The sequence below is a fragment of the Rhizobium quercicola genome, assembly GCF_021168455.1.
Lineage (GTDB): Bacteria > Pseudomonadota > Alphaproteobacteria > Rhizobiales > Rhizobiaceae > Ferranicluibacter > Ferranicluibacter quercicola.
This window is the reverse complement of the sequence record NZ_JAJOZR010000010.1, coordinates 37,828-60,480: the sequence shown is the minus strand read 5'-3', so window position 1 is coordinate 60,480 and position 22,653 is coordinate 37,828. Positions and strand designations below refer to the sequence as shown.

Sequence of the window (22,653 nt, the reverse complement as noted above, 5' to 3'; positions counted from 1 at the left end):
CACTCCTCACCCCTCACCCCTTCCCGACCCTCCCCTTCTGCTTCTCCGCCCAGTCCCGTCCGGCATCGCCGCCCCAGAGCAGCCAGGCGATGTAGCCGGGGGAGGGATCGCTGTCGTCGCCGAAATTCTTGGCGCGCTTGTCGACCTTGTGGCGGGAGAAATAGCTCGACATGCGCTTGATCGTGTCGGGCGAGAGATTGGCGCGGTTCTTGAGATCGCGGGCGCGGGCAACGCCCACCTGCGTACCGCCGCGCTTGAATTTTTCGCGCAACTCAAGACCCTTCTCGGCCGCCTTGGCGACGGCCTCCGGGGGAACGTGATCGCCGGCCATCAGCTTGCGCTCAGTTCCGAATGGCTTTTGAGCACATGCGCGCCGTCGTCCTGGCTGATCAGGTAGGCCGGCTCGTCGGTCGAGGCCTTGCGCTTGATCTTGTGGCCCTTGATCGTGCGCTCGACATCCTCGGTGAAGCTCTCGTCCACCTTGCCTTCCGCCGTGCCCTGCCCCCATTTCCACGAAACGGTGGTGCCCTTGGTAAATTTCTTCATCGCTCACTCCTCTGACCCGGTTTTTTCGGTCGCCTGAGGAAATGCGCGCGCGGGAAACCGGTTCCCTCAGGCGCGGTCGAGATCGCCATCGTGCCAGACGACGTGCCGGCTCGTCTCCGGCAAGGTCTCGATCTCCTCCGCGATGAAGTAGGGCGGGATGTCGAGCGCCTTGAGTGCGGCGACGGTCGCGGGCACCCATTTGAACTCGAGATCGTTCTTGCCGTCGCGATTGCGATGCACGATCTCGCTCGGGTGAAACGGAAAAACCGGGGGCACGGTCATGAGATAATAGAAACCGATCTCGTGAAAATCGCGCGCCTCGTAGTGGAAGAAATTCTCGACCGTCCACAAGAGGCGCCCGACGGTGACATCGACGCCCAGTTCCTCCTGCATCTCGCGGCGCAGGGTCGCCTCCGAGGTCTCGCCGATCTCGGCACGGCCGCCGGGAAAGCTCCAGAACGTCTCGTGCACGGCCCGGTGGACGAGGACGTAGCCATCGCGAAAGCCGAGCCCGGCGATGCGGAAATTGAACCGCTTGCTGCCGGCATCGAGCCGAACCATCTTGCGCTTGCTCATCGGCCCAACTCCACGACGGTGATCTCCGGCGGCGAGCCCAGCCGGACAGGAAGAATGGAGGTTCCGAGCCCGCCGGAAACGACGAGATGGCGACTCTCCTCGACAATGTGCCCATAGGCATAGCGGCTGCCATAGCGCGAGGGCACGACGGGCGAAAAGCCGAACAGGCGGATCTGCCCGCCATGGGTGTGCCCGGAGAGCGTGACGGCGACGCGCGCCGGCACGGTCGGAAAAACATCCGGCTCGTGCGCCATGAGAATGACCGGCGCATCGTCGGTCACGCTGGCGAGCGTCCCGGCGAGATCGTCGAGCCCCGTAGCCGGAAACAGTTGATCGGCAAGACCGGCGAGCCAAAAGGCATGACCGTCCTTTTCGAGCCGCACCGCCGTGTTGCTGTAGAGCGGCACGCCGAGATCGGCGAGCACGGCCTCGACGATCGCCGGTCGGCCCGTCGTCATGGCGTGGGGATCATCGAGCCAGTCGTGATTTCCGAGAATGGCGTGAACGCCGAGCGGCGCGCGCAAGGGCCGCAATGCGGCCCCCCAGGCCTCCGGCGGCACCGGTGTGCCGAACCGCATGCCGGAGAGAAAGTCCCCGAGCAGCAGGATCATGTCGCCGCCAAGCCCGTTCGCCTGATGGGCGATCTCGGCGATCCGCGACGCGGGCATGAAGGGGTCGCAGGCGTGGATGTCGCTGACCAGCACGAGCCGCAGCGTCAGACCCTGCGGCCAGGCGGGGGGCGTGATGCGGTGGGTGACGACGCGCGGGCGGCGGCCCGGCTCGATGCCGACGGCATAGGCGCCGGTGGCCAAGGCCGCCAGCACGACGGCACCGAAGGTCTTCAGGAACCCGCGCCGCGAGAGCACTCAGTCGTCCTCCTGGAACAGGCGGAACTGCGAGGCTTCGAGATCCCTAGGCGGCACGAGGCCGAGATGCTTCCACGCATTGACCGTGAGCACGCGGCCGCGCGGCGTGCGCTGGATGAAGCCCTGCTGGATCATATAGGGCTCGATGATATCCTCGATCGCATCGCGCGGCTCCGACAAGCCGGCCGCGATCGTCTCGATGCCGACGGGGCCGCCGGCGAAATTGAGCGCGATCATGGTGAGATAGCGCGTGTCGAGCTGGTCGAAGCCCATATTGTCGACCAGCAGACGCGTCAGCGCCTCGTCGGCGATCTGCCGCGTCACCGCCTCGGCCCGGGCGACCTGCGCGAAATCCCGCACCCGGCGCAGGAGCCGCCCGGCGATGCGCGGCGTGCCGCGCGCGCGCCGCGCGATCTCGCGGGCGCCATCGTCGGTAATGGCAAGCCCCATCAGCCGCGCGCCGCGCCGCACGATCAGCTCCAGCTCCTCGACCGTGTAGAAGCTGAGACGCACGGGAATGCCGAACCGGTCGCGCAGCGGCGTCGTGAGCAGCCCGAGCCGCGTGGTGGCGGCGACCAGCGTGAACTTCGACAGGTCGATCTTCACCGACCGGGCCGCCGGCCCCTCGCCGATGATCAGGTCGAGCTGGAAATCCTCCATGGCGGGGTAGAGGATTTCCTCGACCGCGGGGTTCAACCTGTGGATTTCGTCGATGAAGAGCACGTCGCGCTCCTCGAGATTGGTGAGCAGCGCCGCGAGATCGCCGGCCTTGGCGATGACCGGGCCGGAGGTCGATCGGAAATTGACGCCCAGCTCCTTGGCCATGATCTGCGCGAGCGTCGTCTTGCCGAGGCCGGGCGGGCCGACGAACAGCACGTGATCCAGCGCCTCGCCGCGATGCTTCGCCGCCTCGATGAACACCTTCAGATTGGCGCGCGCCTCCGCCTGGCCGGTAAACTCGTCCAGCGACTGCGGCCGAAGCGCGGTATCGAGATCCTCGCCCCGTTTTTCGGGAGAGATCAGGCGGGTGTCGTCTGTCATGCGAGGAGTTCCATTCCGGGGATGAGGCGCGCTGCCTTCCGGTCAAACGTGACGATTTTCTCGCAGCCGGCCTGCTTGGCAAACCCTGCGATGAGGACGTCCGCGATATCGATGTTCGCAAATTCCTCTAACGAAAAGACGTCCTTTATGACATCCGAATCCTCGAAAACGATCTCGCGACTGGCCATCAGGCCTTCAAACAGTGTTGCGATCTCATGGTTTTTGAAACCATAGCTCCTGCTCAAGACCCAACAGGCTTCGGCGAATACGAAGGTGGAGATATAGGCCGGATCGGCAGCCGACCTCGAACGGAAGAACGCGACTGCGGTTTCGTTCTGCCCGGGGTCATCCGTCATCAGAAAGCGGAGAAGCACGTTTGTATCGATTCCAATCACGCGTGATCCTCCGGTCGTCATCGGCCACCGCCTGGCCAATGGCATCGTCCATCTCTTCGATCGTCAGGCTCACGCCATTGGGCGCGCGACCGAGAATACCCGCAAACTCCATGATGCTTCTGGTCTTCGCCCGGATCTTGACCTCACCATCCTCGATGACGAAATCCATTTGATCGCCCGGATTGAGGTCCAGATATTTCCGGACCTCGATCGGTATCGTCGTCTGCCCCTTGGATGTCAGTTTCGCAGAATAGCCCATGAGACGCTCCATTCCTTACCGTCGAACCATAGTAAGGAATCCCATTACAGACAAGGAATCACTGCGACAGCTCGCGCAGGCCGAGCCGGATCAGCTTGGCGCTGTCGGCACCCTCGCCGCCGTTGCGGAGTGCCGCGGCAATGGCGTTGGCGGCCTGATCGCGGGAATAACCGAGATTGGTGAGGGCCGAGACCGCATCCGCAACGGGCGCCGGAACGGCGCCTTCGCCGAGTTCCTGCTTGAAGCCGATGCCCGCCGCGGCATCGCCGGCAAAGGCAGGGGCCTTGTTCTTCAGCTCGGTGACGATGCGCACCGCCACCTTCGGCCCGACGCCGGGTGCGCGCGAGATGGACGTCTTGTCCTGCAGCGCGATGGCATTGGCGAGTTCGCCGGGGGTGAGGACGGAGAGGACGGCGAGCGCGACCTTGGCGCCCACGCCCTGCACGCTCTGGAGCAGGCGGAACCACTCGCGCTCCAGCGCGGAGAGAAAGCCGAACAGGCGCAGCTGGTCTTCCCGCACATAGGTCTCGATGAAGAGCACGGCGGCCTCGCCGGCCGAGCCCAGCTTGCCGAGCGTGCGCGCCGAGCAATAGGCGACGTAACCGACGCCATGCACGTCGATCACCACATGGTCGTCGCCGATCTCGTCGATCGTGCCCTTCAACTTGCCAATCATCCGCGCAGGTCCCCGAGAAAAAAGAAGGCTTACAGGAAAGTCGTCACGCCGTGGCGGCGGCGATGCGATGGGCGAGGCTGCCGGCGAAGCTCTGGCGGTTGTGCGCGTGGCAGATGGCGATGGCCAGCGCGTCGGCGGCGTCGTTGCCCTTGAAGATCGCCTTGGGCATCAGAACCTTGATCATCATGTGGATCTGCTGCTTCTCGCCGTGCCCGACGCCGATGACCGATTTCTTGACCGCGTTCGGCGCATATTCCGCCACCTTCAGCCCGGCGCGGGCCGGCACCAGCATGGCGATGCCACGGGCCTGACCGAGCTTCAGGGTGGCCACGGCATCCTTGTTGACGAAGGTCTGCTCGACGGCCGCCTCGTCCGGCTTGTGGTGGTGGATGATATCGGCCAGCCCGTCATGCAGCTGGCAGAGCCGCGAGGCGAGATCCGCATCGCCATCCGACAGGATGGTGCCGGACTCCACGAAGCGCAGCGTGTTACCCAGCGTGTCGATCACGCCCCATCCCATGCGGCGGAGCCCGGGATCGATACCGATAATGCGAATCGTGGATTGCATGAGAATATCCTAGCCTTTGCACCCGGACGCTGCCAGCAAAATGTGAACAAAACAAAAACATCCACATCGAAGGCGTTCGATCGCGCCCTTGGATTTACCGGACGGGCCTCTTACATGACAATGACGTTCATCAATGTGAAGGCCGCTCGCCATGGTCCCCTTTTCCATCCTCGACCTGTCGCCGATCACCAGAGGCAGCACCGTTTCCCACGCGCTCGACAACTCGCGGCGACTGGCGCAGGAGGCCGAGCGCGCGGGCTACGAGCGGTTCTGGCTGGCAGAACATCACGGTATGAGCGGTATCGCCAGTGCGGCGACGGCGCTTGTGATTTCGCATGTGGCGGCGGGCACGAAGACGATCCGCGTCGGCTCCGGCGGCATCATGCTGCCCAACCATTCGCCGCTCGTCATCGCCGAACAGTTCGGCACGCTCGCGGCGCTCTATCCCGGCCGCATCGACCTCGGCCTCGGCCGGGCGCCGGGCACGGACATGCGCACGGCGGCGGCGCTGCGGCGGCATATGGAGGGCAGCGCCAACAGCTTCCCCAACGATGTCGTGGAACTGCAGGGCCTGCTCGGCACGCCGCGCGAGGGCGAGGTTATCGCCACGCCCGGCGCCGGCACCAATGTGCCGATCTGGCTTCTCGGCTCCAGCCATTACAGCGCACAGCTTGCCGGCATGCTCGGCCTGCCCTTCGCCTTCGCTTCGCATTTCGCGCCCGACATGCTGTTTTCGGCGCTGGAGATCTATCGCGAGCGGTTCGAGCCCTCGGCCATTCTCGACAAGCCCTATGCCATGGTCGGCATCATGGGCGTGGCCGCGGATACCGATGCGGAGGCGCAGTATCTCTTCACCTCGATGCAGCAGTCCTTCGTGGCGCTGCGCCGCAACGCCCGCGGCCAGTTCCCGCCGCCGGTCGACAGCATGGACGGGCTCTGGAACGCGTCGGAAAAGGGCTTCGTCGATCACGCGATGACCTATGCCATCGTCGGCGGGCCGGAGACGGTGCGCCGCAAGACGCAGGCTTTCCTGGCCGATACGCGCGCCGACGAGCTGATCATCTCCATGCCCGTCTTCGACATGGAGGCTCGGCTCACCTCGGTCCGCCGCTTTGCAGAGGCGCGGCAGGAGCTTGCCGCCGCGGCGTAATCCGGGCTCAGCCGCGCAGGCTGGCGGCGGCGCGGCGAAGGTCGCCGGTTGCCACCGTTTCTTCGCCGGCATCCACGGCTTCCGCCACGACGACGCGGCCGCGGCCGAGCGATTTCGCCCTATAGAGCGCATCGTCGGCCGACCGGAAGGCGGCATCGCGGCTCGTTACCGGGCTCGTGACGCGGCAGAGCCCGAACGAGGCGGCGATTTCGATGCGATGGCCCGGCGGATAGGCGCCCGGCAGATACATGGGCGCCGACAGCGCCTCCGCCAGCCGCCAGCAGGCGGCCTCCGCATCCGCGATGGTCATCGACGGCATCAGAATGGCAAACTCGTCGCCGCCGAGGCGGAAGAGACGGTCGGTATCGCGCGTATTGGCGCGCAGCCGCGTGGCGACCGCGCGCAGCAGATCGTCGCCGATCGCATGGCCGAACGTATCGTTGACGCCCTTGAACCCGTCGAGATCGAGGCAGGCGACGACGAAGGGTCCCGAGGACACCGTCTGGAAATACGCGGTGTCGAGCAGGGCCCGGTTCGCCAGTCCCGTCAGAACGTCATGGGTCGCCGCATGCGCCATCATGCGCTCGCGGCCGACCAGCATCTGCGCCGTCGTCTGCGAGATCCGCACCAGGAGGAAGCCGCCGACCAGAAGCACGACGAAGACCGTGAGAACGAGCGGCGTCGCCTGGTAGAGCATGTCACGGGCCGGCGTCGGCGGACGCCATGAGAGAACCTGCGTCTCGCCATCGGGCCCAACCGCGATTTCCGCACGGGCACGCTCCGGCGCGACCTCGCTCAAGGGACTGACGCGCGCATCGTCGAGCAGGAACCGCGTTCCGAAGAAATCCTGCAAACTGCTGCCGATGGGCATGGCGGTGATGAGCACCGGAGCACGCGGACCGCTGACCTTCACCGTCCCGAAATCGGGCTGGAAGAGGCTCGCCGACAAAAGCACGGCGTCCTGACCGATGACCTCGATGCGGCTGATGGAAATCGGCTTGGGGATGCCCTGCCCCTTGGGTCCGGCTTCGCGCAGGCGCACATCGGCCACCAGCGCCTGCGCGTCGGCGACGATCTGCTCGGCGCCACGGGCGAAGAAGGGCCGCGATTTGACGGTGTCGTCGGTGCGGGCATAGAGAACCGAGTCATCCGGCCGGAGAACCGCGGTAAAACGCGTGCGGGACGTTCCCGTCAGCGACGCGCCGATGTTGCGATCCGTCCATTCGTAGTCGAACGCAGTGTCGAGCTTAGCGATCGCCTCGTCCCAGATGGTCCACGAGGTCAGCGCGAATTCGATATCGGCGATCCAGAGCGCGAGATTGCGCGCGACCAGCGTTTCCTGCTGAACCCGCGCCTCACCGTCGATCCGTGCGGCGCCGTAGTAGGGGGCAGTGGCCATGGCGGCGATGAGAAGGGCGACGCCGCCGATGGCGGGCCCGATCAGTTTGAGGTGAACGAAACGCATCGCCCGGCCCGCTTTCCATCCAGCATTCAGGTTGGACCCGCGCGGACACCGCGCATCGGAAGCGAGATGGGCTTCCGCAGGTCCGTCGGCCGATGCGGAAAACGCCTCGATGACACCAAGGCGCCGGCAGCAGCAGACAGGCTGCATGCTGACCGACAGACATTACGATAAAGTTAGCACTCGCGTACTTTTGCACAAAGAACAACCGCTGCGGGAGGCGTCGTGCAACTTCAGGATCAGGCGGAAAGCTTCGCCATGACCTCGTCGGACACCTCGAAATTGGCGTAGACGTTCTGCACGTCGTCGTCGTCTTCCAGCGTGTCGATGAGCTTCATGAGCGATTCCGCCCGCTCCTCGTCCACGGGAACGCTGTTCTGCGCCTTCCAGATCGCCTTCACGGTCTCGGCTTCCCCGAGCGTCGCTTCCAGCGCCTTGGACACCTCGCCGATATCCTCGAAACCGCAGATGATGGTGTGGCCGTCCTCGTCGCTGGTGACGTCCTCGGCGCCGGCCTCGATCGCCGCTTCCATCACGGCGTCCACTGTCCCGACATCGGGCTTGTAGGTGATTTCGCCGACGCGGTCGAACGAGAAGGAAACCGAGCCGGTTTCACCCAGCGCGCCGCCGGCCTTGGTAAAGGTCGAGCGGACGTTGGAGGCGGTGCGGTTGCGGTTGTCGGTCAGCGCCTCCACGATGACGGCGACGCCGCCCGGGCCATAGCCCTCGTAACGGATCTCGTCGTAGTTCTCGCTGTCGGCCCCCGAGGCCTTCTTGACGGCGCGCTCGATATTGTCGCGCGGCATGGACTGGGCCTTGGCATTCTGAATGGCGAGGCGCAGGCGGGCATTCATCGAGGGGTCGGGAAGGCCGGCCTTGGCCGCGACGGTGATTTCGCGGGCGAGCTTGGAAAACATCTTGGAGCGCACGGCATCCTGGCGGCCCTTGCGATGCATGATGTTCTTGAACTGTGAATGGCCGGCCATGGCGCCCTCTTGGATAAACTCTGCCGATGATGGGATCGGGCCGCCTTATAATTTCATCCGGCCGGTTCGTCCAGCCTGTTGTCCGGCTCATCGCGGGTGCGCAACCTCAAAGGCCCTGGAGAACCATGATCAGCGGCTTCCTGGGCAGGGTGCGCAGGGAAACGGTGACGGTGGCGCTGTCGGCCATCGTGCGATCGAAGCCGGGGCCGAAGAGGCCGAGGAAGCTTTCGACCGGCGGGCCGCGCCGGTGCATGGGCAGGATCAGCGCGGAGCGCAGCCGTGTGACCACGCGCACCATGCTCTCCGCGCCCATGGTCAGCCCGCCATCCACCGGCACCATCACCACGTCCAGACGGCCGATCTCGGCATAGTCCGTCTCGTCGAGCTCGTGGTGCAGGTGGCCGAGATGACCGATGCAGAGGCCGGCGATCTCGAAGATGAAGATCGAATTGCCATTCGGCTCCATGGCGCCGCCATAGCCGGCGCGGATGTCGGTGGGCACGTTGCGGATATAGGCGTCGCCGACGACGAGATCGTGATCGGCGGCATTGCCGTCGTCGCTCCAGCCGTGCAGCACATGGGCGATCTCGGGTCCCGGCGTCAGCGTGTAATGGGTCGAATGCGCCTTGTTCATTGTCGCCACCCGCGGCGGCTGCGGCGGTCGGTGAAAGCCGGAATAGTCGGTCGCGATCGTCACCCCGCCCGGCGTTTCCAGGAGGAAGGTGGAGTGGCCGAGGAAGGTGATGGCAACCGTCTGGTCGCGGGTCGCGACGGGCTGCGGTTGCGGCGCGAAAGGACCGGCGCTTGCCAGCTGCACGAAACCGGCGCCCGGCAGCGCCCGGGCGATGGCCTGGCACTGGCTGACAGCAAGCGGCTGCGCCCGCGCGGGCGTCTGCAGAAAGGCGACGCCGGCGGAGGCAAGGACGACACAGGCGAGAACGGCAGATCGCAGCATGGGACACCCTGACCCCGTTTCGGCCCTTGTTCGGCGGAGGCGTCAGGATAGGCGCAGCGGGCGTGCGGTAAAGAGGCGACGCGTCACGATTGCGTCATTGGCATGCGGTCAGGGTCCGCGGTCGCGCGGAGGCGGCGTCAGGGTTTGGCGGAGCGCAGCACCTCATTGATCCGCTCTTCCCAGCCCTCGCCCGTTGCCCGGAACTTCGCGAGCACGTCGCCATCGAGATCGAGGGAGACGCGCTCCCGGGAGGCACCCCGTTCCGCCTCCGTCCGGCGGATACTCTCGGCAAGATCGGGAAAGACCTCGGCGAAGGGGCGGCCCGTTGCGATCTGCGCGTCCGTCAGTTCGGGGTGATCGGGATCCGCAAGGATCTCCGCCTGGATCGCGGCCTCTTCCCCGTCTGTCAGGTCTCTGTAGGCAGGTTTAGACGATGCCATAAGCGCGCCTCTCCTTCTTGCTTGCCCGCCGCATGGAAAGGACCGACAAGCCCTCGCGACCGAGCGGAACGAAGATCACGGAGACGAGATTGGCACCGATCGGTCCGATCGCAACCTTCCGGCCCTGCTTCGCCTCGAAAACTCTGGCGGCAACGAAGAAGGCATGCTGGATCAGATCGAAGTCGTATCCGTGCTTCCGGATATTGCTCTGCCGTTTGATCTCGTCGAACACGATCCGCATGGATATCGTAACACACTCCGCCGGCGCGCCAAGTGCTCTTGGTCGGCAACAGGAAATGCGCTCCGCCAGCCGATGTCAATATGCGCAACACCTCATATTCCGCATCGAGGTCAACCCTCCCGTCACGCCCAGAAGGACGGCACCGTTTCCGCAAGGCGCGGGCCGATGCGCAAGGGGGCGATGGCTTCGGCGAGGCCCGTGCGGTCGGAGATCTCGACACCGACGCCGCAGAGCGTGGCGGGACCGGATGCGGCCTCGAAGCGGCCCTTGGGCATCTTGGAGATGAAGCGGTTGAGCGGCTCCTCCTTTTCCATGCCGAGCGAAGAGTCGTAGTCGCCACACATGCCGGCGTCCGAGAGATAGGCGGTGCCGCCATTGAGGATCTGGTGGTCGGCGGTCGGCACATGCGTGTGGGTGCCGACGACGAAGCTCGCCCGGCCATCGACGAAATGGCCAAAACACTGCTTCTCGCTGGTCGCCTCGGCATGGAAGTCGAACACGATCGCGTCCGCCTGCTCCTTCAGCGGGCAGGCGGCGAGAATGGCTTCCGCCGACTTGAAGGGATCGTCGAGTTCGGGATGCATGAAGACCCGGCCCATGATGTTGGCGACGAGCACGCGCGCGCCGTTGCGGGCGAAGTAGAGGCCGGAGCCGCGGCCGGGCGTGCCGGCGGGATAGTTGGCGGGCCGCAGGAACTGGTCGTGCCGCTGGCAGAAGGTCACGGCCTCCTTCTGGTCCCAGACATGGTTGCCGGTGGTGACGACATCCGCCCCGGCATTGATCGTCTCCAGAAAGATATCCTCGGTGATGCCGAAGCCGCCGGCGGCGTTCTCGCCATTGACGATGACGAAGTCGAGTTTGAGGTCGGAGACGAGGCCCGGAAGCTTTTCCCAGACGGTCGTCCGGCCCGTCTTGCCCACCATGTCGCCGAGGAACAGAAGTCTCATATCAGATCGATCTCGCCTATGGAGCACCGCGCGTCGTTCATGACGCGCCAAGGTCGCTCCAACACGTTACACTTGCTGCCGCCGCGTCTCGATCAGCCCTTCTTCCGTCAGAATGGCGTCAAGCGGGATGTCGTGCGGCTCGAAAGGCACTGATGCCACTTCCTGGCAGGCGAAAGCAATCCCGATCCGTCGCGGGCGCCTGCCCAGCGCGTCGAGGCGCGCGATGGCGCGATCATAATGGCCGGCGCCGTAGCCGATCCGGTGCCCGTGGCGATCGAAGGCGGAAAGCGGCACCAGCATGAGATCGGGATCGACCACCGCCGCCGTCTCGTCAGGCCCCGTGGTGCCGAACCCGGTCTTCACGACCGGCGCGCCGGCGAGATATGCGCGGAAGACAATGGTTTCGCGGTCGAGAACGACGGGAAGGCAGGGGCGGACGCCCATGATGCGCAGGCATTCCATAAGGGGGCGGATGTCCGGCTCCGAGCGGATCGGCCAGAAGCCGGACACCGTCGCGCCGGCGGGATCAAAGGCCCGGCGGAAGGCCGGCGTGTCGATGTGACGAAGCATCGCGGCGGAAGCCTCGGCCCGCACCTCCGGCGACAGGGCATCCCGCAGCGCCAGCCGTTCGGCGCGCAACACAGCTTTCTGCTCTCTGGATGGTAACGTCATGATCCCCTCCTATCCGCCGTCCGGTTTGAACCGTCCGCTGCGCGAGATCAAGATGGCGCAAAGACGGAGCACGCACGACACGGTGCGCCTCACCGGATCGCCGGCTGCCGGGACTGAAGGGAGGAGATAAGGTGCGATCCACACGACCGATGGATGTTTACGATCCTGGGTGCCTACAAACGTAGGTGGGCGCCATATGCCCAGGCCCACGAGCCTGGACAGGGACAGCTCCCGTTGGATCGAGTATGGCCCCAGGGATTGTGGTTCCTGTCGTGAAGCGCAGACCGCAATGGGAATATAGAGTGCTTCGGCGCGGCATACCAGAGCCGATTGCGAAATCGGGCCAGAGCCGATTGCGAAATCGCGCAAGAGCCGGTTGCGACATCTCGGCCAGGGTCGATTGTCCGGAAACGGATGCCTACCGCGGATGGACCGGCGGCTGGGCGGGCTGGGCGGGCGCGGGGCGGTTGACGATGCGGGCGGCGAGACCCTGGATCTGGGTCGTGACCTCGCCGAGCGCCGATGCCAGCGCCTCCTCGGCCTCGGCCTCTCTGGCGACGGCGGCGTCGCGGGCGCGCTTCAGCCCGTCCACTTCCGCCTCCAGCGCCTTCAGCCGGCGATCCACCTCGGACAGTTCGTCCGTCACCATGATGGCCGCCATCACCGTCAGCCGGAGATCGCCGATCTCGCCGAACTGGCCCTTGAGGTGGCTGACATACTGGTCGAAGCGCAGAGCGAGGTCGGTGAGATGCCCCTCCTGCCCCTCCTCGCAGGCCATGCGATAGGCCTTGCCGTCGATCGTCACGGTGACTTGCGCCATTGGCTAACTCCCGGCCCGAGGCCCGTTGACGGACGACATCTGGATCATCGGGTGGATCACCGGTCGAGAACCGCGCGAATGGTTTCCATGGCGGTCACGAGACGGCGCGATACCTCGCGGTTGACCTCTTCGAGACGATTGGCGCGGAACTGCGACTGGTCGAGTTCCTGCGCGAGCCGCGCCCTGTCCGTATTGACCCGGCGGACCTCGCCCTCGATCTCCACCCGGTCGCGTTCGCGGTCCAGCCGGCCGTCGATCACGCTTTCCAGACCGGCCACCGCCCCCTTCAGCTCGTCGATTGCCGCCCTGACTGTCTTCCCTGCCGCCATCGTGTCTGCTTCCAATCCATGGCCGGGGCACCGAATCGGCACGCTGCGCCCTTGTCAAAGCCAATCGCACTATTAGACTCAATCCATCGGGCGACACAACGCCAGCCTGTCAGCTACAGGCTGGAAGCTGTGGATCAAGCACGATTTTTCGTGCTTCGACGGGGCTTCGGCGCCTGCCGTCTTTGTTGACTCCACCGGGCGAGGTGCTATGTCTCACCCGCTTCCGATGCGGTCTTTGGAGGATAGAGACCGTTCCCTGATCATCAAGCTTAAGCGGAACAGTCATGATCTCGAATGAACAACACGACCGGATGGCGAATGCGATCCGTTTTCTGGCCATGGATGCGGTGGAGAAGGCCAATTCCGGCCACCCCGGCCTGCCCATGGGCGCGGCCGATATCGCGACCGTCCTTTTCACCAAATACCTGAAGTTCGACCCGAAGAACCCCAACTGGCCCGACCGCGACCGGTTCGTCCTGTCGGCCGGCCACGGCTCCATGCTCCTCTATGCCCTGCTCTATCTCACGGGCTATCCGGACATGACCATCGAGGACATCAAGCAGTTCCGTCAGCTCGGCTCCAAGACCGCCGGCCACCCGGAATTCGGCCATGCCACGGGCATCGAGACGACGACCGGCCCGCTCGGCCAAGGTATTGCCAATGCCGTGGGCATGGCGATCGCCGAGCGCAAGCTCGAACAGGAGTTCGGCTCGGACCTGCAGGACCACTATACCTACGCGCTCTGCGGCGACGGCTGCCTCATGGAAGGCATCAGCCATGAAGCGATCGCGCTGGCCGGCCACCTGAAGCTGAACAAGCTCGTGCTCTTCTGGGACAACAACTCGATCACCATCGACGGCGCCGTATCGCTGTCGGACTCGACCGACCAGATCGCCCGCTTCAAGGCCGTGCACTGGAACACGATCGAAGTCGACGGCCACGACCAGAAGGCGATCTCCGACGCGATCGAAGCCGCCCATAAATCCGACCGCCCGACCTTCATCGCCTGCAAGACCGTCATCGGCTTCGGCGCCCCGAACAAGGCCGGCACCCACAAGGTTCACGGCTCGCCGCTCGGCGCGGAAGAAATCGCCGCAACGCGCAAGGCGCTGAACTGGGAAGCGGAAGCCTTCGACACGCCCGCCGACGTTCTCGAGGCCTGGCACAGTGCCGGCGAGCGTTCGATCCAGGCCCGCAAGGCCTGGGAAGCGCGCCTGGCGTCCACCGACGAAGCGAAGAAGGCCGAGTTCACCCGCCGCTTCGCCGGCCAGCTGCCGGCCGGCTTCGACAAGGCCATCGACGACTACAAGAAGACGCTCGCCGAGAAGCCCCCGACGATTGCGACCCGCAAGGCGTCCGAGGATGCGCTGGAAGTCATCAACGGCTTCCTGCCGGAAACGCTGGGCGGCTCTGCCGACCTGACGCCGTCCAACAACACCAAGACCAGCCAGATGACGTCGATCACCCCGACGGATTTCGGCGGCCGCTACATGCACTGGGGCATCCGCGAACACGGCATGGCCGCGGCCATGAACGGCGTCGCGCTCCATGGCGGCCTGATCCCCTATTCCGGCGGCTTCATGATCTTCTCGGACTATTGCCGTCCGTCGATCCGACTGGCCGCGCTGATGGGCATCCGCGTCATCCACGTGCTGACGCATGACTCGATCGGCGTGGGCGAAGACGGCCCGACGCACGAGCCGGTCGAGCACATGGCGGCGCTGCGGGCGATCCCGAACCTCCTGATGTTCCGCCCGGCCGACGCCGTGGAAACGGCGGAATGCTGGCAGCTGGCGCTGGAAGACGGCAAGCGGCCCTCGGGCCTGGCACTGACCCGCCAGAACCTGGCCCCGGCCCGCACCACCTACAGCGCGGAAAACCTCTGCGCCAAGGGTGCCTACGAGCTGATCGCCGACGACAACGCCAAGGTCTCGATCTTCGCCTCCGGCTCCGAAGTCGAGATTGCCGTCAAGGCGGCCGCCGACCTCAAGGCCAAGGGCATTGCCGTCCGCGTGGTCTCCGTGCCGTGCTTCGAGCTCTTCGAAGACCAGCCGGACGACTACAAGACGGCCGTGATCGGCACCGCCCCCGTCAAAATCGCGGCGGAAGCCGCCGTCCGCCAGGGCTGGGATCGCTTCATCGGCTCCGACGGCGCCTTCGTCGGCATGCACTCCTTCGGTGCGTCCGGCCCTGCCAAGGACCTGTTCAAGCACTTCGGCATCACCTCGGACGCGATCGTCGCGGCCGCGGAAGCCAAACTCTCGTAAACACATCCCGGAAGGGCATGCGCATCCGCGCATGCCCGATGACCACGACCTGAACCCATTCCGCCTTCTCAAAGGGAGAGAGCCCTCATGACAGTGAAAGTCGCCATCAACGGCTTCGGCCGCATCGGCCGCAACGTGCTCCGCGCCATCGTCGAGTCCGGCCGCACCGACATCGAAGTCGTCGCGATCAACGACCTCGGCCCGGTCGAAACCAATGCGCACCTGCTGCGCTACGACAGCATCCACGGCAAGTTCCCCGCGACCGTCGAAGTCCAGGGCGACGCGATCGTCATCAACGGCGGCAAGCCGATCAAGGTGACGGCCGTGCGCAATCCGGCCGAACTGCCGCACAAGGATCTCGGCGTCGATATCGCGCTCGAGTGCACCGGCATCTTCACCGCCCGCGACAAGGCCGCAGCCCACCTGCAGGCCGGCGCGAAGAGCGTCATCATCTCCGCGCCCGCCGACGGCGCCGACCTGACCGTCGTCTACGGCGTCAACCACGACCAGCTGACCAAGGAACACACGGTCATCTCCAACGCGTCGTGCACCACGAACTGCCTGGTACCGGTGGTCAAGGTTCTGAACGATGTGATCGGCATCGACCACGGCTTCATGACGACGATCCACTCCTACACGGGCGACCAGCCGACGCTCGACACCATGCACAAGGACCTGTACCGCGCCCGCGCCGCAGCCCTGTCCATGATCCCGACCTCCACCGGTGCCGCCAAGGCCGTCGGCCTCGTGCTGCCGGAACTGAAGGGCAAGCTGGACGGCACGTCGATCCGCGTTCCCACGCCCAACGTCTCCGTCGTCGACTTCAAGTTCGTCGCCAAGCGCGACACGAGCGTTGCCGAAATCAACGATGCCATCAAGGCTGCCGCTGACGGCAAGCTGAAGGGCATTCTCGGCTACACCGACGAGCCGCTGGTCTCGCGCGACTTCAACCACGACAGCCATTCCTCGATCTTCGCCATCGACCAGACCAAGGTTCTGGAAGGCAATTTCGTGCGCATCCTGTCCTGGTACGACAATGAATGGGGCTTCTCCAACCGCATGTGCGACACGGCCGTCGCCATGGGCAAGCTGCTCTGAGACCATGACGAGCCCCGGACGCCACAGGCGTTCCGGGGCTTTTTTTCATCTGCGGTCCGCGCGGCGCACCTGCAGCCTGCGATGTCCCGGCAAATCCAAGGCAAGACGAGGCAAGGATCCCCGATGTTTCGCCCGCTGCAGCAAAGGACCGTGCGCTGGCGTCCGCTCGAGGACGAGGGCCTGGAGCATCTGACGCTGATGCCGCTGTCCGGGCCGCGGCCCGGCATCCGCATCGCGTCGGTCGTTATCGGCGCACGCGGCGGCACGACCTATGGCGTGCGCTACACGATCGACTGCGACCCGCACTGGACGACGACATCCCTGACGCTCGAAACCACGACCGGCATCCGCCTCTCGCTCGTCTCGGACGGGCTCGGCCACTGGCAGGATGGCGAGGGACAGGCGCTGCCCGCCTTCGACGGCTGCATCGACGTCGATCTCGCCGGCACGCCCTTCACCAACACGCTGCCGATCCGGCGGCTCGCCCTGCGCCCCGAAGACGGCACCCGCAGCCTCGACATGCTCTACATCCCGTTCGACACGTTCGAGCCGCTGCGCGATGGCCAGCACTATACCTGCCTTGCCGAGGACCGGCTCTATCGCTACGAGGCCGCCGACCGCAGTTTTACGGCGGAGCTTCCGCTGGACGCGGACGGGCTCGTGCTCGACTACCCCACGCTTTTCATTCGAACCTGACCCGATCAGACGCAACCGGAGACGACACATGACCTTCAAGACCCTTGACGACCTGACCGACATCGCCAGCAAGCGCGTACTCGTGCGCGTCGACCTGAACGTGCCGACCAAGGACGGAAAGGTGACCGACGCGACCCGCATCGAGCGCGTCGTGCCGACGATCCGCGAACTGTCGGAAAAGGGCGCCAAGGTCATCCTGCTCGCCCATTTCGGCCGCCCCAAGGGCGAGCCGGTCGCGGAGATGTCGCTGAAGCCGATCGCCGCCGCCGTCGAGGATATCATCGACCAGCGCGTTCACTTCGCCGCCGACTGCATCGGCGACGCCGCGGCGACGGCCGTGGCCGGCCTCGAGAACGGCGATATCCTGCTGCTGGAAAACACCCGCTTTCACAAGGGCGAGGAAAAGAACGACGCCGACTTCACCAAGACGCTGGCCGCAAACGGCGACATCTACGTCAACGACGCGTTTTCCGCCGCGCACCGCGCCCATGCCTCGACCGAGGGCCTTGCGCATCTGCTGCCGGCCTATGCCGGGCGCACCATGCAGGCTGAACTGGAAGCGCTGGAAGCCGGGCTCGGCAGCCCGAAGCGTCCGGTCGTCGCCATCGTCGGCGGTGCCAAGGTCTCGACCAAGATCGACCTCCTGACCAACCTCGTCAAGAAGGTCGATGCCCTCGTCATCGGCGGCGGCATGGCCAACACCTTCCTTGCCGCCCAGGGCATCGACGTCGGCAAGTCGCTCTGCGAGCACGACCTTGCAGAGACGGCGCGCAGCATTCTCACGGAAGCGGAAACATCGGGCTGCGCCATCGTGCTGCCGGTGGACGGCGTGATCGCGCGCGAGTTCAAGGCGGGCGCCGCCAACGAGGTGGTCGACATCAAGGCGATCCCGGCCGACGCCATGGTGCTGGACGTCGGCGCAAAGTCCATCGCGGCTGTGAACGACTGGGTGAGCAAGGCGGAAACGCTGGTCTGGAACGGCCCGCTCGGGGCCTTCGAGATCGCCCCCTTCGACAAGGCGACGGTGGCCGTCGCCCGCCACGCGGCCTCGCGCACCAAGAGCGGCGCGCTCGTCTCGGTCGCCGGCGGCGGCGACACGGTCTCGGCCATGAACCATGCCGGCGTCGCCGACGACCTGACCTACGTGTCGACGGCGGGCGGCGCCTTCCTCGAATGGATGGAAGGCAAGCCGCTGCCGGGCGTCGACATCCTCCATCAGCAGAAGTAGTCGGCCATCGCCCGCAGGGAGGCGGATGGTCCGCCATGCGCCTCCCGCGTGCAGAATATCCAAAGCGCTTGCAGGACATTTGCTGCAGGCGCTCACGGAAACGACAAGTATTTCAAACGATTAAATTATATTCAATCGGTTTAAATATTTTAAAATATTTTGCATCCGCGTCGCCGTCTGCTATCCAAAGAGGAGATATGCAGAGCCGGAGAGGACGATCATGACCGAGAGACTGGAAGATATTGCCGCAGCGATGATGGCGAAGGGACAGGGTCTCCTGGCCGCCGACGAATCCACCGCGACGATCGGCAAGCGCTTCGACACGATCGGCCTTGCCTCCAGCGAGACCTCGCGCCGCGACTATCGCGAGATGCTGTTTCGCGCCGACGAGGCGATGAAATCGCATATTTCCGGCGTCATCCTCTATGAGGAAACCCTGTTTCAGAAGGCGGCCGACGGCACGCCCTTCGTCGACATCATCCGCGCCGCCGGCGCCGTGCCCGGCATCAAGGTCGACACGGGCGCGAAGCCGATGGCGAAGTTTCCGGGCGAGACGATCACCGAAGGTCTCGACGGCCTCGCCGAGCGCCTGAAGCGCTATTACGAGGCCGGCGCCCGCTTCGCCAAGTGGCGCGGCGTCATCGCCGTCTCCGACACGCTGCCGAGCTTCGGCTCGGTCAAGGCCAATGCCCAGGCGCTGGCCCGCTACGCCGCGCTCTGCCAGGAGGCCGGCATCGTGCCGATCGTCGAGCCCGAAGTGCTGATGGACGGCACGCCCGGCGACCACGCCATCGAACGCTCGGCCGAGGTGACCGAGGAAACGCTGCGCATCGTCTTTGCCGAACTTGCCGACGCCCGCGTCTCGCTCGAAGGCATGATCCTGAAGCCGAGCATGGTCATCGACGGCAAGAAGGCCCGCAAGGCCAGCGTCGAGCAGGTCGCCGAGCGCACCGTCGCCGTTCTCAAGCGCACCGTCCCCTCCGCCGTTCCCGGCATCGCCTTCCTGTCCGGCGGCCAGTCCACGGAAGAAGCGACCGCCCACCTCTCCGCCATGATCGCCGGCTACGACCTGCCCTGGACCATGACCTTCTCCTACGGCCGCGCGCTGCAGACCGAAGCGCTGAACGCCTGGCAGGGCAAGGCCGAAAACGTCGCCGCCGGCCAGCGCGCCTTCACCCACCGCGCCCGCATGTGCGGCCTGGCAGCCCAGGGCGGCTGGAAGAAGGACTTGGAAAAGGCGGCCTGATCGCCGCCGATCCGACACAGATTCGGGCTGTCCGCTGACGAGACCCGCAAACCCCTTCTGGGAGGGAGGGAGACCTGGCCGCCACCGTGCGGCCGGGTTTTTTCGTGCCGGTCGCCGGCCCGCGACAGCGGCGCGCAGCGGTCTGTCCGACATTGTCACGGTCACAAGTCTGCCGTTTCGCACCGGCCGGCATCCGGGATAGCTGTTGGACCCAGTGTCGATAACAGGCCCCTCGGTGTCTGTCATCGGCACCTGATCCTACACCGCATCACCGGAGCCCGCGCCATGACCACGTTCGACTACGTCACCCTCGATGTCTTCACCAAAGAGCGCTTCCGCGGCAATCCGCTGGCCGTAATCGCCGATGCGCGAGGGCTCGACGGCGAGACGATGCAGGCGATCGCGCGCGAGTTCAACTATTCCGAGATCACCTTCGTGCTGCCGCCGGCAAACCCCGACAATACGGCCGAAGTGCGGATCTTCACCCCGACCATGGAACTGCCCTTTGCCGGCCACCCCAATGTCGGCACCGCCTTCGCGCTTGCCCGCGCCGGCCATGTCTTCGGCAAGCCTGTCGGCGACCGTCTGCGCTTCGAGGAGAAGGCCGGCATCGTCGAGGTAAGCGTGGAGCGCGACGCCGGCGGCCGGGCGACCGGCGCCAGCATACAGGCGCCGCAGAGGCTCACCGTCGCGGACGGCCTGTCGGTCGAGGGCTCGGCCCGATGGTCGGCCTTGCCCCGTCGCGGATCGCCACCGGCAACCATGCCCCGTTGGTCCTCTCGGTGGCCCTGCCCTTCCTCGTCGCCGAACTGCCCGATCTGGAGACACTCGCAGCGGCAGCGCCGGACACGAGCCTGTTTGCCGCAGCCAAGCACGCGCACGGCCTCGACCCGGCCGATGGCCGCCTGTCGGTCTTTCTGTACGTCCGCTCCAGTGGCAATCCGCTTGCGCTGCGTGCCCGCATGTTCGCGCCGCTCGACAACATCCCCGAAGACCCCGCGACCGGCAGCGCCTCGGCAGCCCTCGCCGCCTATCTCGCCGCCAGCCTGCCCTCCGCACCGGACACGGTGGACCTGACGATCGACCAGGGCGTGGAAATGGGCCGGGCCAGCCACATTCGCCTGCGCGTGGCCATGTCGGACGGCAAGCCCGCAAGCGTGCGCGTCATCGGCGACTGCGTGGAGGTCATGCGCGGCACCCTCGCGGTCTGACGCGCAGTCGGGGGCCGCGTTACGGGCGGATCAGCACCGTCAGCATCATCACGGCGATAGCGGCCACCGCGATCTTCCAGAAATCCCGGCGATAACGAAGCCCCGGCCAGCCCAGAGGCTTTACGAGCTGGACCGTCATCAGGGCGAGAAGCAGGAGGGAGAGCGCTTTGGACATCGCTGCGACCATAGACCAAACAGGGACGGCATGCGACGCGCTTTCCGCCAAGCGGCAGGCCTCGCGACGAGACGACAGGACCGTCCGGTCTCCGCCGCGCCGCGTCGCGGCTGGTGCCGCAGCCGCCGCATCGACATCGTAGGAAAAGGAATGCTCAAACCGATTCCGGTTTCGGGAAATTTGCAGTAGGTTCGCGGGTACGTCCGGAACAAGCGGAGTCTCATGACCAGAAACCTCCTCCCCGTCGCGGCCCTTCTCCTTGGAACCCTGTTCCTGTTTCTCGGAAACGGCCTTCACAGCCTGCTCCTGCCGATGCGCGGCACCACGGAGGGCTATTCGGCCACGCTGCTCGGCCTGCTCGGCACCTCCTGGGCGAGCGGCTTCGTGCTCGGCTGCCTGACGGCGCCGGCGATCGTGCGGCGCGCGGGCCATATCCGCGCCTTCAGCATCTTCGCGGCCATCCTCGCCATCGTCGCGCTGATGACCGGCATCCATGTCGATCCCGTCTGGTGGGTGGTCCTGCGCGCCTTCACCGGCTTCTGCACCGCCGGCACCTCGATGATCATCGAGAGCTGGCTGAACGAGCGCGCCACGAACGAAAGTCGGGGGGCGATCTTCTCGCTCTACATCGCCATCACCCTCTTCGGCGTGGTGGCCGGCCAGATGATCGTGCCCTTCGGCGACACCAACACGGCCGTGCTCTTCATGGTCTGCGGCATCGTCTATTGCGTGGCCATGCTGCCGACCCTGATGTCGACCGCGGTCTCGCCCCAGCCGCTGAAGCAGGTTCGCCTGGATCTCGCCGGCCTCTACCGCAATTCCCCCGTCTCCTTCCTCGGCATCCTCATGGTCGGCATCGCCAACGGCGCCTATGGCACGCTCGCCGCCGTCTTCGGGCGCCAGGCCGGCCTGCCGGATGCGGATGTCGCCGTCATGGTCAGCACCGTGATCTTTCTGGGCGCCATCATGCAGTTTCCGGCCGGCCGCCTCTCCGACCGGATGGACCGCCGCTACGTGCTCGCCGGCATCTCGGCCGTCGCCGCGCTGGCGGGGCTTCTGATCTTCCTGTTCGAGCCGGCGGGCAAGGTGTCGCTGCTCATCATGGTCGGCCTTTACGGCGCCATGTCGAACGCGCTCTACCCGATCGCCGTATCCCACGCCAACGACTTCGCGGCGCCCGAGGATTTCGTAAAGGTCTCCGGCGGCCTGCTGCTGCTCTACGGCATCGGCACGATCATCGGCCCGACCGTGGGCGGCCCGGTCATGACGATGATGGGCCCCTATGCGCTCTTCATGATCACCGCCTGTGCCCATATCATCGTCGCGGCCTATGCCCTCTTCCGCAGCCGCCGCCGCGCCGCCGTTCCCGTCTCGCAACGCGACCCCTTCCCGGCCACCATGTCGAACGGTCCGCTGATGGCAACGCCCGAAAGTCTGCAGATGTCGCCGCGCGCAGCACAGGCGACGCCGGCCGACCCGTCACCGGCAGAGACCGGCGAACCGGATGTCGCGGCGGGAACCATGGTCCGGGAGGACACCGGCGACCGGGAGGACCCGGCCCGCACGCTGTGAGCGCGAAACAGGCCGCGCACGAATCGCGCCCGAGCGTCGCGCCGTCGAAAGATGAACGAAACACTAAGCTTCATGAAAATGTTTCAAATCACGATGGGAACACTATGGTTTTAACCGAATGTTAAGCATTCCGGTTTATACATCATCGCATCCAGTTCGCTCTGGACTCAGACATTTCACCATCGGCGAATGCTCTGATTTTCTCCCTGTTTTACCTTGAGAGCCGCTTTT

General features: G+C 65.6%; 26 protein-coding genes, 1 other RNA gene and 1 pseudogene. 8 read left to right on the top strand and 20 right to left on the bottom strand.

What is annotated here, in order from left to right:
- Positions 1-13: 13 nt before the first annotated feature.
- From LRX75_RS16040 to ruvC, 9 genes are all read right to left on the bottom strand, one after another.
- Positions 14-331, bottom strand: coding sequence for a hypothetical protein (locus tag LRX75_RS16040; protein WP_231815734.1), 318 nt, complete (start codon positions 329-331; stop codon positions 14-16).
- Positions 331-546, bottom strand: coding sequence for a hypervirulence associated TUDOR domain-containing protein (locus LRX75_RS16035; RefSeq protein WP_062475096.1), 216 nt, complete (start codon positions 544-546; stop codon positions 331-333). The genes LRX75_RS16040 and LRX75_RS16035 overlap by 1 nt, the downstream gene beginning before the upstream one ends.
- Positions 547-612: 66 nt before the next feature.
- Entirely contained in the window at positions 613-1,122 is a 510-nt protein-coding gene (locus LRX75_RS16030) for an NUDIX hydrolase (protein ID WP_231815733.1), read from the bottom strand.
- Positions 1,119-1,988 carry a metallophosphoesterase gene (locus LRX75_RS16025; RefSeq protein WP_231815732.1) on the bottom strand — a complete coding sequence of 290 codons (870 nt, stop codon included), beginning with the start codon at positions 1,986-1,988 and terminating at the stop codon, positions 1,119-1,121. The genes LRX75_RS16030 and LRX75_RS16025 overlap by 4 nt, the downstream gene beginning before the upstream one ends.
- On the bottom strand, positions 1,989-3,029 hold the full coding sequence (gene ruvB / locus LRX75_RS16020; protein WP_231815731.1) for a Holliday junction branch migration DNA helicase RuvB: 1,041 nt from the start codon (positions 3,027-3,029) through the stop codon (positions 1,989-1,991).
- Positions 3,026-3,424, bottom strand: coding sequence for a PIN domain-containing protein (locus LRX75_RS16015; RefSeq protein WP_231815730.1), 399 nt, complete (start codon positions 3,422-3,424; stop codon positions 3,026-3,028). The genes ruvB and LRX75_RS16015 overlap by 4 nt, the downstream gene beginning before the upstream one ends.
- Positions 3,375-3,683: an AbrB/MazE/SpoVT family DNA-binding domain-containing protein gene (locus tag LRX75_RS16010; protein WP_231815729.1), complete on the bottom strand. Its 309-nt coding sequence runs from the start codon at positions 3,681-3,683 to the stop codon at positions 3,375-3,377. The genes LRX75_RS16015 and LRX75_RS16010 overlap by 50 nt, the downstream gene beginning before the upstream one ends.
- A 58-nt stretch (positions 3,684-3,741) precedes the next feature.
- Positions 3,742-4,359, bottom strand: a complete 618-nt coding sequence (gene ruvA / locus LRX75_RS16005) for a Holliday junction branch migration protein RuvA (protein ID WP_132442432.1) — start codon at positions 4,357-4,359, stop codon at positions 3,742-3,744.
- 43 nt (positions 4,360-4,402) lie between these two features.
- Positions 4,403-4,927, bottom strand: coding sequence for a crossover junction endodeoxyribonuclease RuvC (ruvC, locus tag LRX75_RS16000; protein WP_231815728.1), 525 nt, complete (start codon positions 4,925-4,927; stop codon positions 4,403-4,405).
- 151 nt (positions 4,928-5,078) lie between these two features.
- Between ruvC and LRX75_RS15995 the strand changes: the two genes are divergently transcribed.
- Positions 5,079-6,077 (top strand): LLM class flavin-dependent oxidoreductase, encoded by a 999-nt coding sequence (locus tag LRX75_RS15995; protein ID WP_231815727.1) that lies wholly within the window; start codon positions 5,079-5,081, stop codon positions 6,075-6,077.
- A gap of 7 nt (positions 6,078-6,084) precedes the next feature.
- On the opposite strand, the gene LRX75_RS15990 is transcribed toward LRX75_RS15995, so the two are convergent.
- From LRX75_RS15990 to LRX75_RS15945, 10 genes are all read right to left on the bottom strand, one after another.
- Positions 6,085-7,542, bottom strand: a complete 1,458-nt coding sequence (locus tag LRX75_RS15990; protein ID WP_231815726.1) for a sensor domain-containing diguanylate cyclase — start codon at positions 7,540-7,542, stop codon at positions 6,085-6,087.
- Positions 7,543-7,778: 236 nt separating this feature from the next.
- A complete protein-coding gene (locus tag LRX75_RS15985) occupies positions 7,779-8,525 on the bottom strand; it encodes a YebC/PmpR family DNA-binding transcriptional regulator (protein ID WP_110730000.1) in 747 nt (248 codons plus the stop codon).
- A gap of 106 nt (positions 8,526-8,631) precedes the next feature.
- On the bottom strand, positions 8,632-9,480 hold the full coding sequence (locus LRX75_RS15980) for an MBL fold metallo-hydrolase (protein WP_231815725.1): 849 nt from the start codon (positions 9,478-9,480) through the stop codon (positions 8,632-8,634).
- Positions 9,481-9,617: 137 nt separating this feature from the next.
- Positions 9,618-9,920 carry a BrnA antitoxin family protein gene (locus LRX75_RS15975; RefSeq protein WP_231815724.1) on the bottom strand — a complete coding sequence of 101 codons (303 nt, stop codon included), beginning with the start codon at positions 9,918-9,920 and terminating at the stop codon, positions 9,618-9,620.
- Positions 9,907-10,161, bottom strand: coding sequence for a BrnT family toxin (locus LRX75_RS15970; RefSeq protein ID WP_231815723.1), 255 nt, complete (start codon positions 10,159-10,161; stop codon positions 9,907-9,909). The genes LRX75_RS15975 and LRX75_RS15970 overlap by 14 nt, the downstream gene beginning before the upstream one ends.
- Before the next feature lie 122 nt (positions 10,162-10,283).
- Positions 10,284-11,108, bottom strand: coding sequence for a TIGR00282 family metallophosphoesterase (locus LRX75_RS15965; protein ID WP_113152312.1), 825 nt, complete (start codon positions 11,106-11,108; stop codon positions 10,284-10,286).
- 66 nt (positions 11,109-11,174) lie between these two features.
- On the bottom strand, positions 11,175-11,780 hold the full coding sequence (locus tag LRX75_RS15960) for a 5-formyltetrahydrofolate cyclo-ligase (protein WP_231815722.1): 606 nt from the start codon (positions 11,778-11,780) through the stop codon (positions 11,175-11,177).
- Positions 11,781-11,911: 131 nt separating this feature from the next.
- Positions 11,912-12,069, bottom strand: a non-coding RNA gene (gene ssrS, locus LRX75_RS15955) — 6S RNA.
- A 129-nt stretch (positions 12,070-12,198) separates the two neighbouring features.
- The gene (locus tag LRX75_RS15950) at positions 12,199-12,600 is read right to left on the bottom strand and encodes a cell division protein ZapA (protein WP_231815721.1); all 402 of its coding nucleotides are present in this window, start codon (positions 12,598-12,600) and stop codon (positions 12,199-12,201) included.
- 56 nt (positions 12,601-12,656) lie between these two features.
- Positions 12,657-12,929, bottom strand: a complete 273-nt coding sequence (locus tag LRX75_RS15945) for a DUF4164 domain-containing protein (protein ID WP_092935696.1) — start codon at positions 12,927-12,929, stop codon at positions 12,657-12,659.
- Between the two features lie 284 nt (positions 12,930-13,213).
- Here LRX75_RS15945 and tkt point away from each other — a divergent pair, with 284 nt between their 5' ends.
- The 6 genes and pseudogenes from tkt to LRX75_RS15915 all read left to right on the top strand — a co-directional run bounded on the left by tkt (position 13,214) and on the right by LRX75_RS15915 (position 20,675).
- Positions 13,214-15,196 (top strand): transketolase, encoded by a 1,983-nt coding sequence (tkt, locus tag LRX75_RS15940; protein ID WP_231815720.1) that lies wholly within the window; start codon positions 13,214-13,216, stop codon positions 15,194-15,196.
- An 87-nt stretch (positions 15,197-15,283) separates the two neighbouring features.
- Positions 15,284-16,294, top strand: coding sequence for a type I glyceraldehyde-3-phosphate dehydrogenase (gap, locus tag LRX75_RS15935; RefSeq protein WP_092930310.1), 1,011 nt, complete (start codon positions 15,284-15,286; stop codon positions 16,292-16,294).
- A 123-nt stretch (positions 16,295-16,417) separates the two neighbouring features.
- A complete protein-coding gene (locus LRX75_RS15930) occupies positions 16,418-16,990 on the top strand; it encodes a putative glycolipid-binding domain-containing protein (RefSeq protein WP_231815719.1) in 573 nt (190 codons plus the stop codon).
- Positions 16,991-17,018: 28 nt separating this feature from the next.
- Positions 17,019-18,218 (top strand): phosphoglycerate kinase, encoded by a 1,200-nt coding sequence (locus LRX75_RS15925; RefSeq protein WP_231815718.1) that lies wholly within the window; start codon positions 17,019-17,021, stop codon positions 18,216-18,218.
- Positions 18,219-18,438: 220 nt separating this feature from the next.
- On the top strand, positions 18,439-19,464 hold the full coding sequence (locus LRX75_RS15920; RefSeq protein WP_231815717.1) for a class I fructose-bisphosphate aldolase: 1,026 nt from the start codon (positions 18,439-18,441) through the stop codon (positions 19,462-19,464).
- Positions 19,465-19,749: 285 nt separating this feature from the next.
- Positions 19,750-20,675, top strand: a pseudogene (locus LRX75_RS15915) (PhzF family phenazine biosynthesis protein).
- A 19-nt stretch (positions 20,676-20,694) separates the two neighbouring features.
- On the opposite strand, the gene LRX75_RS15910 reads toward LRX75_RS15915, so the two are convergent.
- Positions 20,695-20,850 carry a hypothetical protein gene (locus tag LRX75_RS15910; RefSeq protein WP_092935698.1) on the bottom strand — a complete coding sequence of 52 codons (156 nt, stop codon included), beginning with the start codon at positions 20,848-20,850 and terminating at the stop codon, positions 20,695-20,697.
- A gap of 222 nt (positions 20,851-21,072) precedes the next feature.
- Here LRX75_RS15910 and LRX75_RS15905 point away from each other — a divergent pair, with 222 nt between their 5' ends.
- A complete protein-coding gene (locus tag LRX75_RS15905) occupies positions 21,073-22,422 on the top strand; it encodes an MFS transporter (RefSeq protein ID WP_231815716.1) in 1,350 nt (449 codons plus the stop codon).
- Positions 22,423-22,653: the final 231 nt, after the last annotated feature.

Excerpts from the sequence above, each read along its gene's own strand:
- LRX75_RS16040 (WP_231815734.1), bottom strand. The coding sequence starts at position 331 with ATGGCCGGCGATCACGTTCCCCCGGAGGCCGTCGCCAAGGCGGCCGAG.
- LRX75_RS16035 (WP_062475096.1), bottom strand. The coding sequence starts at position 546 with ATGAAGAAATTTACCAAGGGCACCACCGTTTCGTGGAAATGGGGGCAG.
- LRX75_RS16030 (WP_231815733.1), bottom strand. The coding sequence starts at position 1,122 with ATGAGCAAGCGCAAGATGGTTCGGCTCGATGCCGGCAGCAAGCGGTTC.
- ruvB (WP_231815731.1), bottom strand. The coding sequence starts at position 3,029 with ATGACAGACGACACCCGCCTGATCTCTCCCGAAAAACGGGGCGAGGAT.
- LRX75_RS16010 (WP_231815729.1), bottom strand. The coding sequence starts at position 3,683 with ATGGGCTATTCTGCGAAACTGACATCCAAGGGGCAGACGACGATACCG.
- ruvA (WP_132442432.1), bottom strand. The coding sequence starts at position 4,359 with ATGATTGGCAAGTTGAAGGGCACGATCGACGAGATCGGCGACGACCAT.
- ruvC (WP_231815728.1), bottom strand. The coding sequence starts at position 4,927 with ATGCAATCCACGATTCGCATTATCGGTATCGATCCCGGGCTCCGCCGC.
- LRX75_RS15995 (WP_231815727.1), top strand. The coding sequence starts at position 5,079 with ATGGTCCCCTTTTCCATCCTCGACCTGTCGCCGATCACCAGAGGCAGC.
- LRX75_RS15990 (WP_231815726.1), bottom strand. The coding sequence starts at position 7,542 with ATGCGTTTCGTTCACCTCAAACTGATCGGGCCCGCCATCGGCGGCGTC.
- LRX75_RS15985 (WP_110730000.1), bottom strand. The coding sequence starts at position 8,525 with ATGGCCGGCCATTCACAGTTCAAGAACATCATGCATCGCAAGGGCCGC.
- LRX75_RS15980 (WP_231815725.1), bottom strand. The coding sequence starts at position 9,480 with ATGCTGCGATCTGCCGTTCTCGCCTGTGTCGTCCTTGCCTCCGCCGGC.
- LRX75_RS15975 (WP_231815724.1), bottom strand. The coding sequence starts at position 9,920 with ATGGCATCGTCTAAACCTGCCTACAGAGACCTGACAGACGGGGAAGAG.
- LRX75_RS15970 (WP_231815723.1), bottom strand. The coding sequence starts at position 10,161 with ATGCGGATCGTGTTCGACGAGATCAAACGGCAGAGCAATATCCGGAAG.
- LRX75_RS15965 (WP_113152312.1), bottom strand. The coding sequence starts at position 11,108 with ATGAGACTTCTGTTCCTCGGCGACATGGTGGGCAAGACGGGCCGGACG.
- LRX75_RS15960 (WP_231815722.1), bottom strand. The coding sequence starts at position 11,780 with ATGACGTTACCATCCAGAGAGCAGAAAGCTGTGTTGCGCGCCGAACGG.
- LRX75_RS15950 (WP_231815721.1), bottom strand. The coding sequence starts at position 12,600 with ATGGCGCAAGTCACCGTGACGATCGACGGCAAGGCCTATCGCATGGCC.
- LRX75_RS15945 (WP_092935696.1), bottom strand. The coding sequence starts at position 12,929 with ATGGCGGCAGGGAAGACAGTCAGGGCGGCAATCGACGAGCTGAAGGGG.
- tkt (WP_231815720.1), top strand. The coding sequence starts at position 13,214 with ATGATCTCGAATGAACAACACGACCGGATGGCGAATGCGATCCGTTTT.
- gap (WP_092930310.1), top strand. The coding sequence starts at position 15,284 with ATGACAGTGAAAGTCGCCATCAACGGCTTCGGCCGCATCGGCCGCAAC.
- LRX75_RS15930 (WP_231815719.1), top strand. The coding sequence starts at position 16,418 with ATGTTTCGCCCGCTGCAGCAAAGGACCGTGCGCTGGCGTCCGCTCGAG.
- LRX75_RS15925 (WP_231815718.1), top strand. The coding sequence starts at position 17,019 with ATGACCTTCAAGACCCTTGACGACCTGACCGACATCGCCAGCAAGCGC.
- LRX75_RS15920 (WP_231815717.1), top strand. The coding sequence starts at position 18,439 with ATGACCGAGAGACTGGAAGATATTGCCGCAGCGATGATGGCGAAGGGA.
- LRX75_RS15910 (WP_092935698.1), bottom strand. The coding sequence starts at position 20,850 with ATGTCCAAAGCGCTCTCCCTCCTGCTTCTCGCCCTGATGACGGTCCAG.
- LRX75_RS15905 (WP_231815716.1), top strand. The coding sequence starts at position 21,073 with ATGACCAGAAACCTCCTCCCCGTCGCGGCCCTTCTCCTTGGAACCCTG.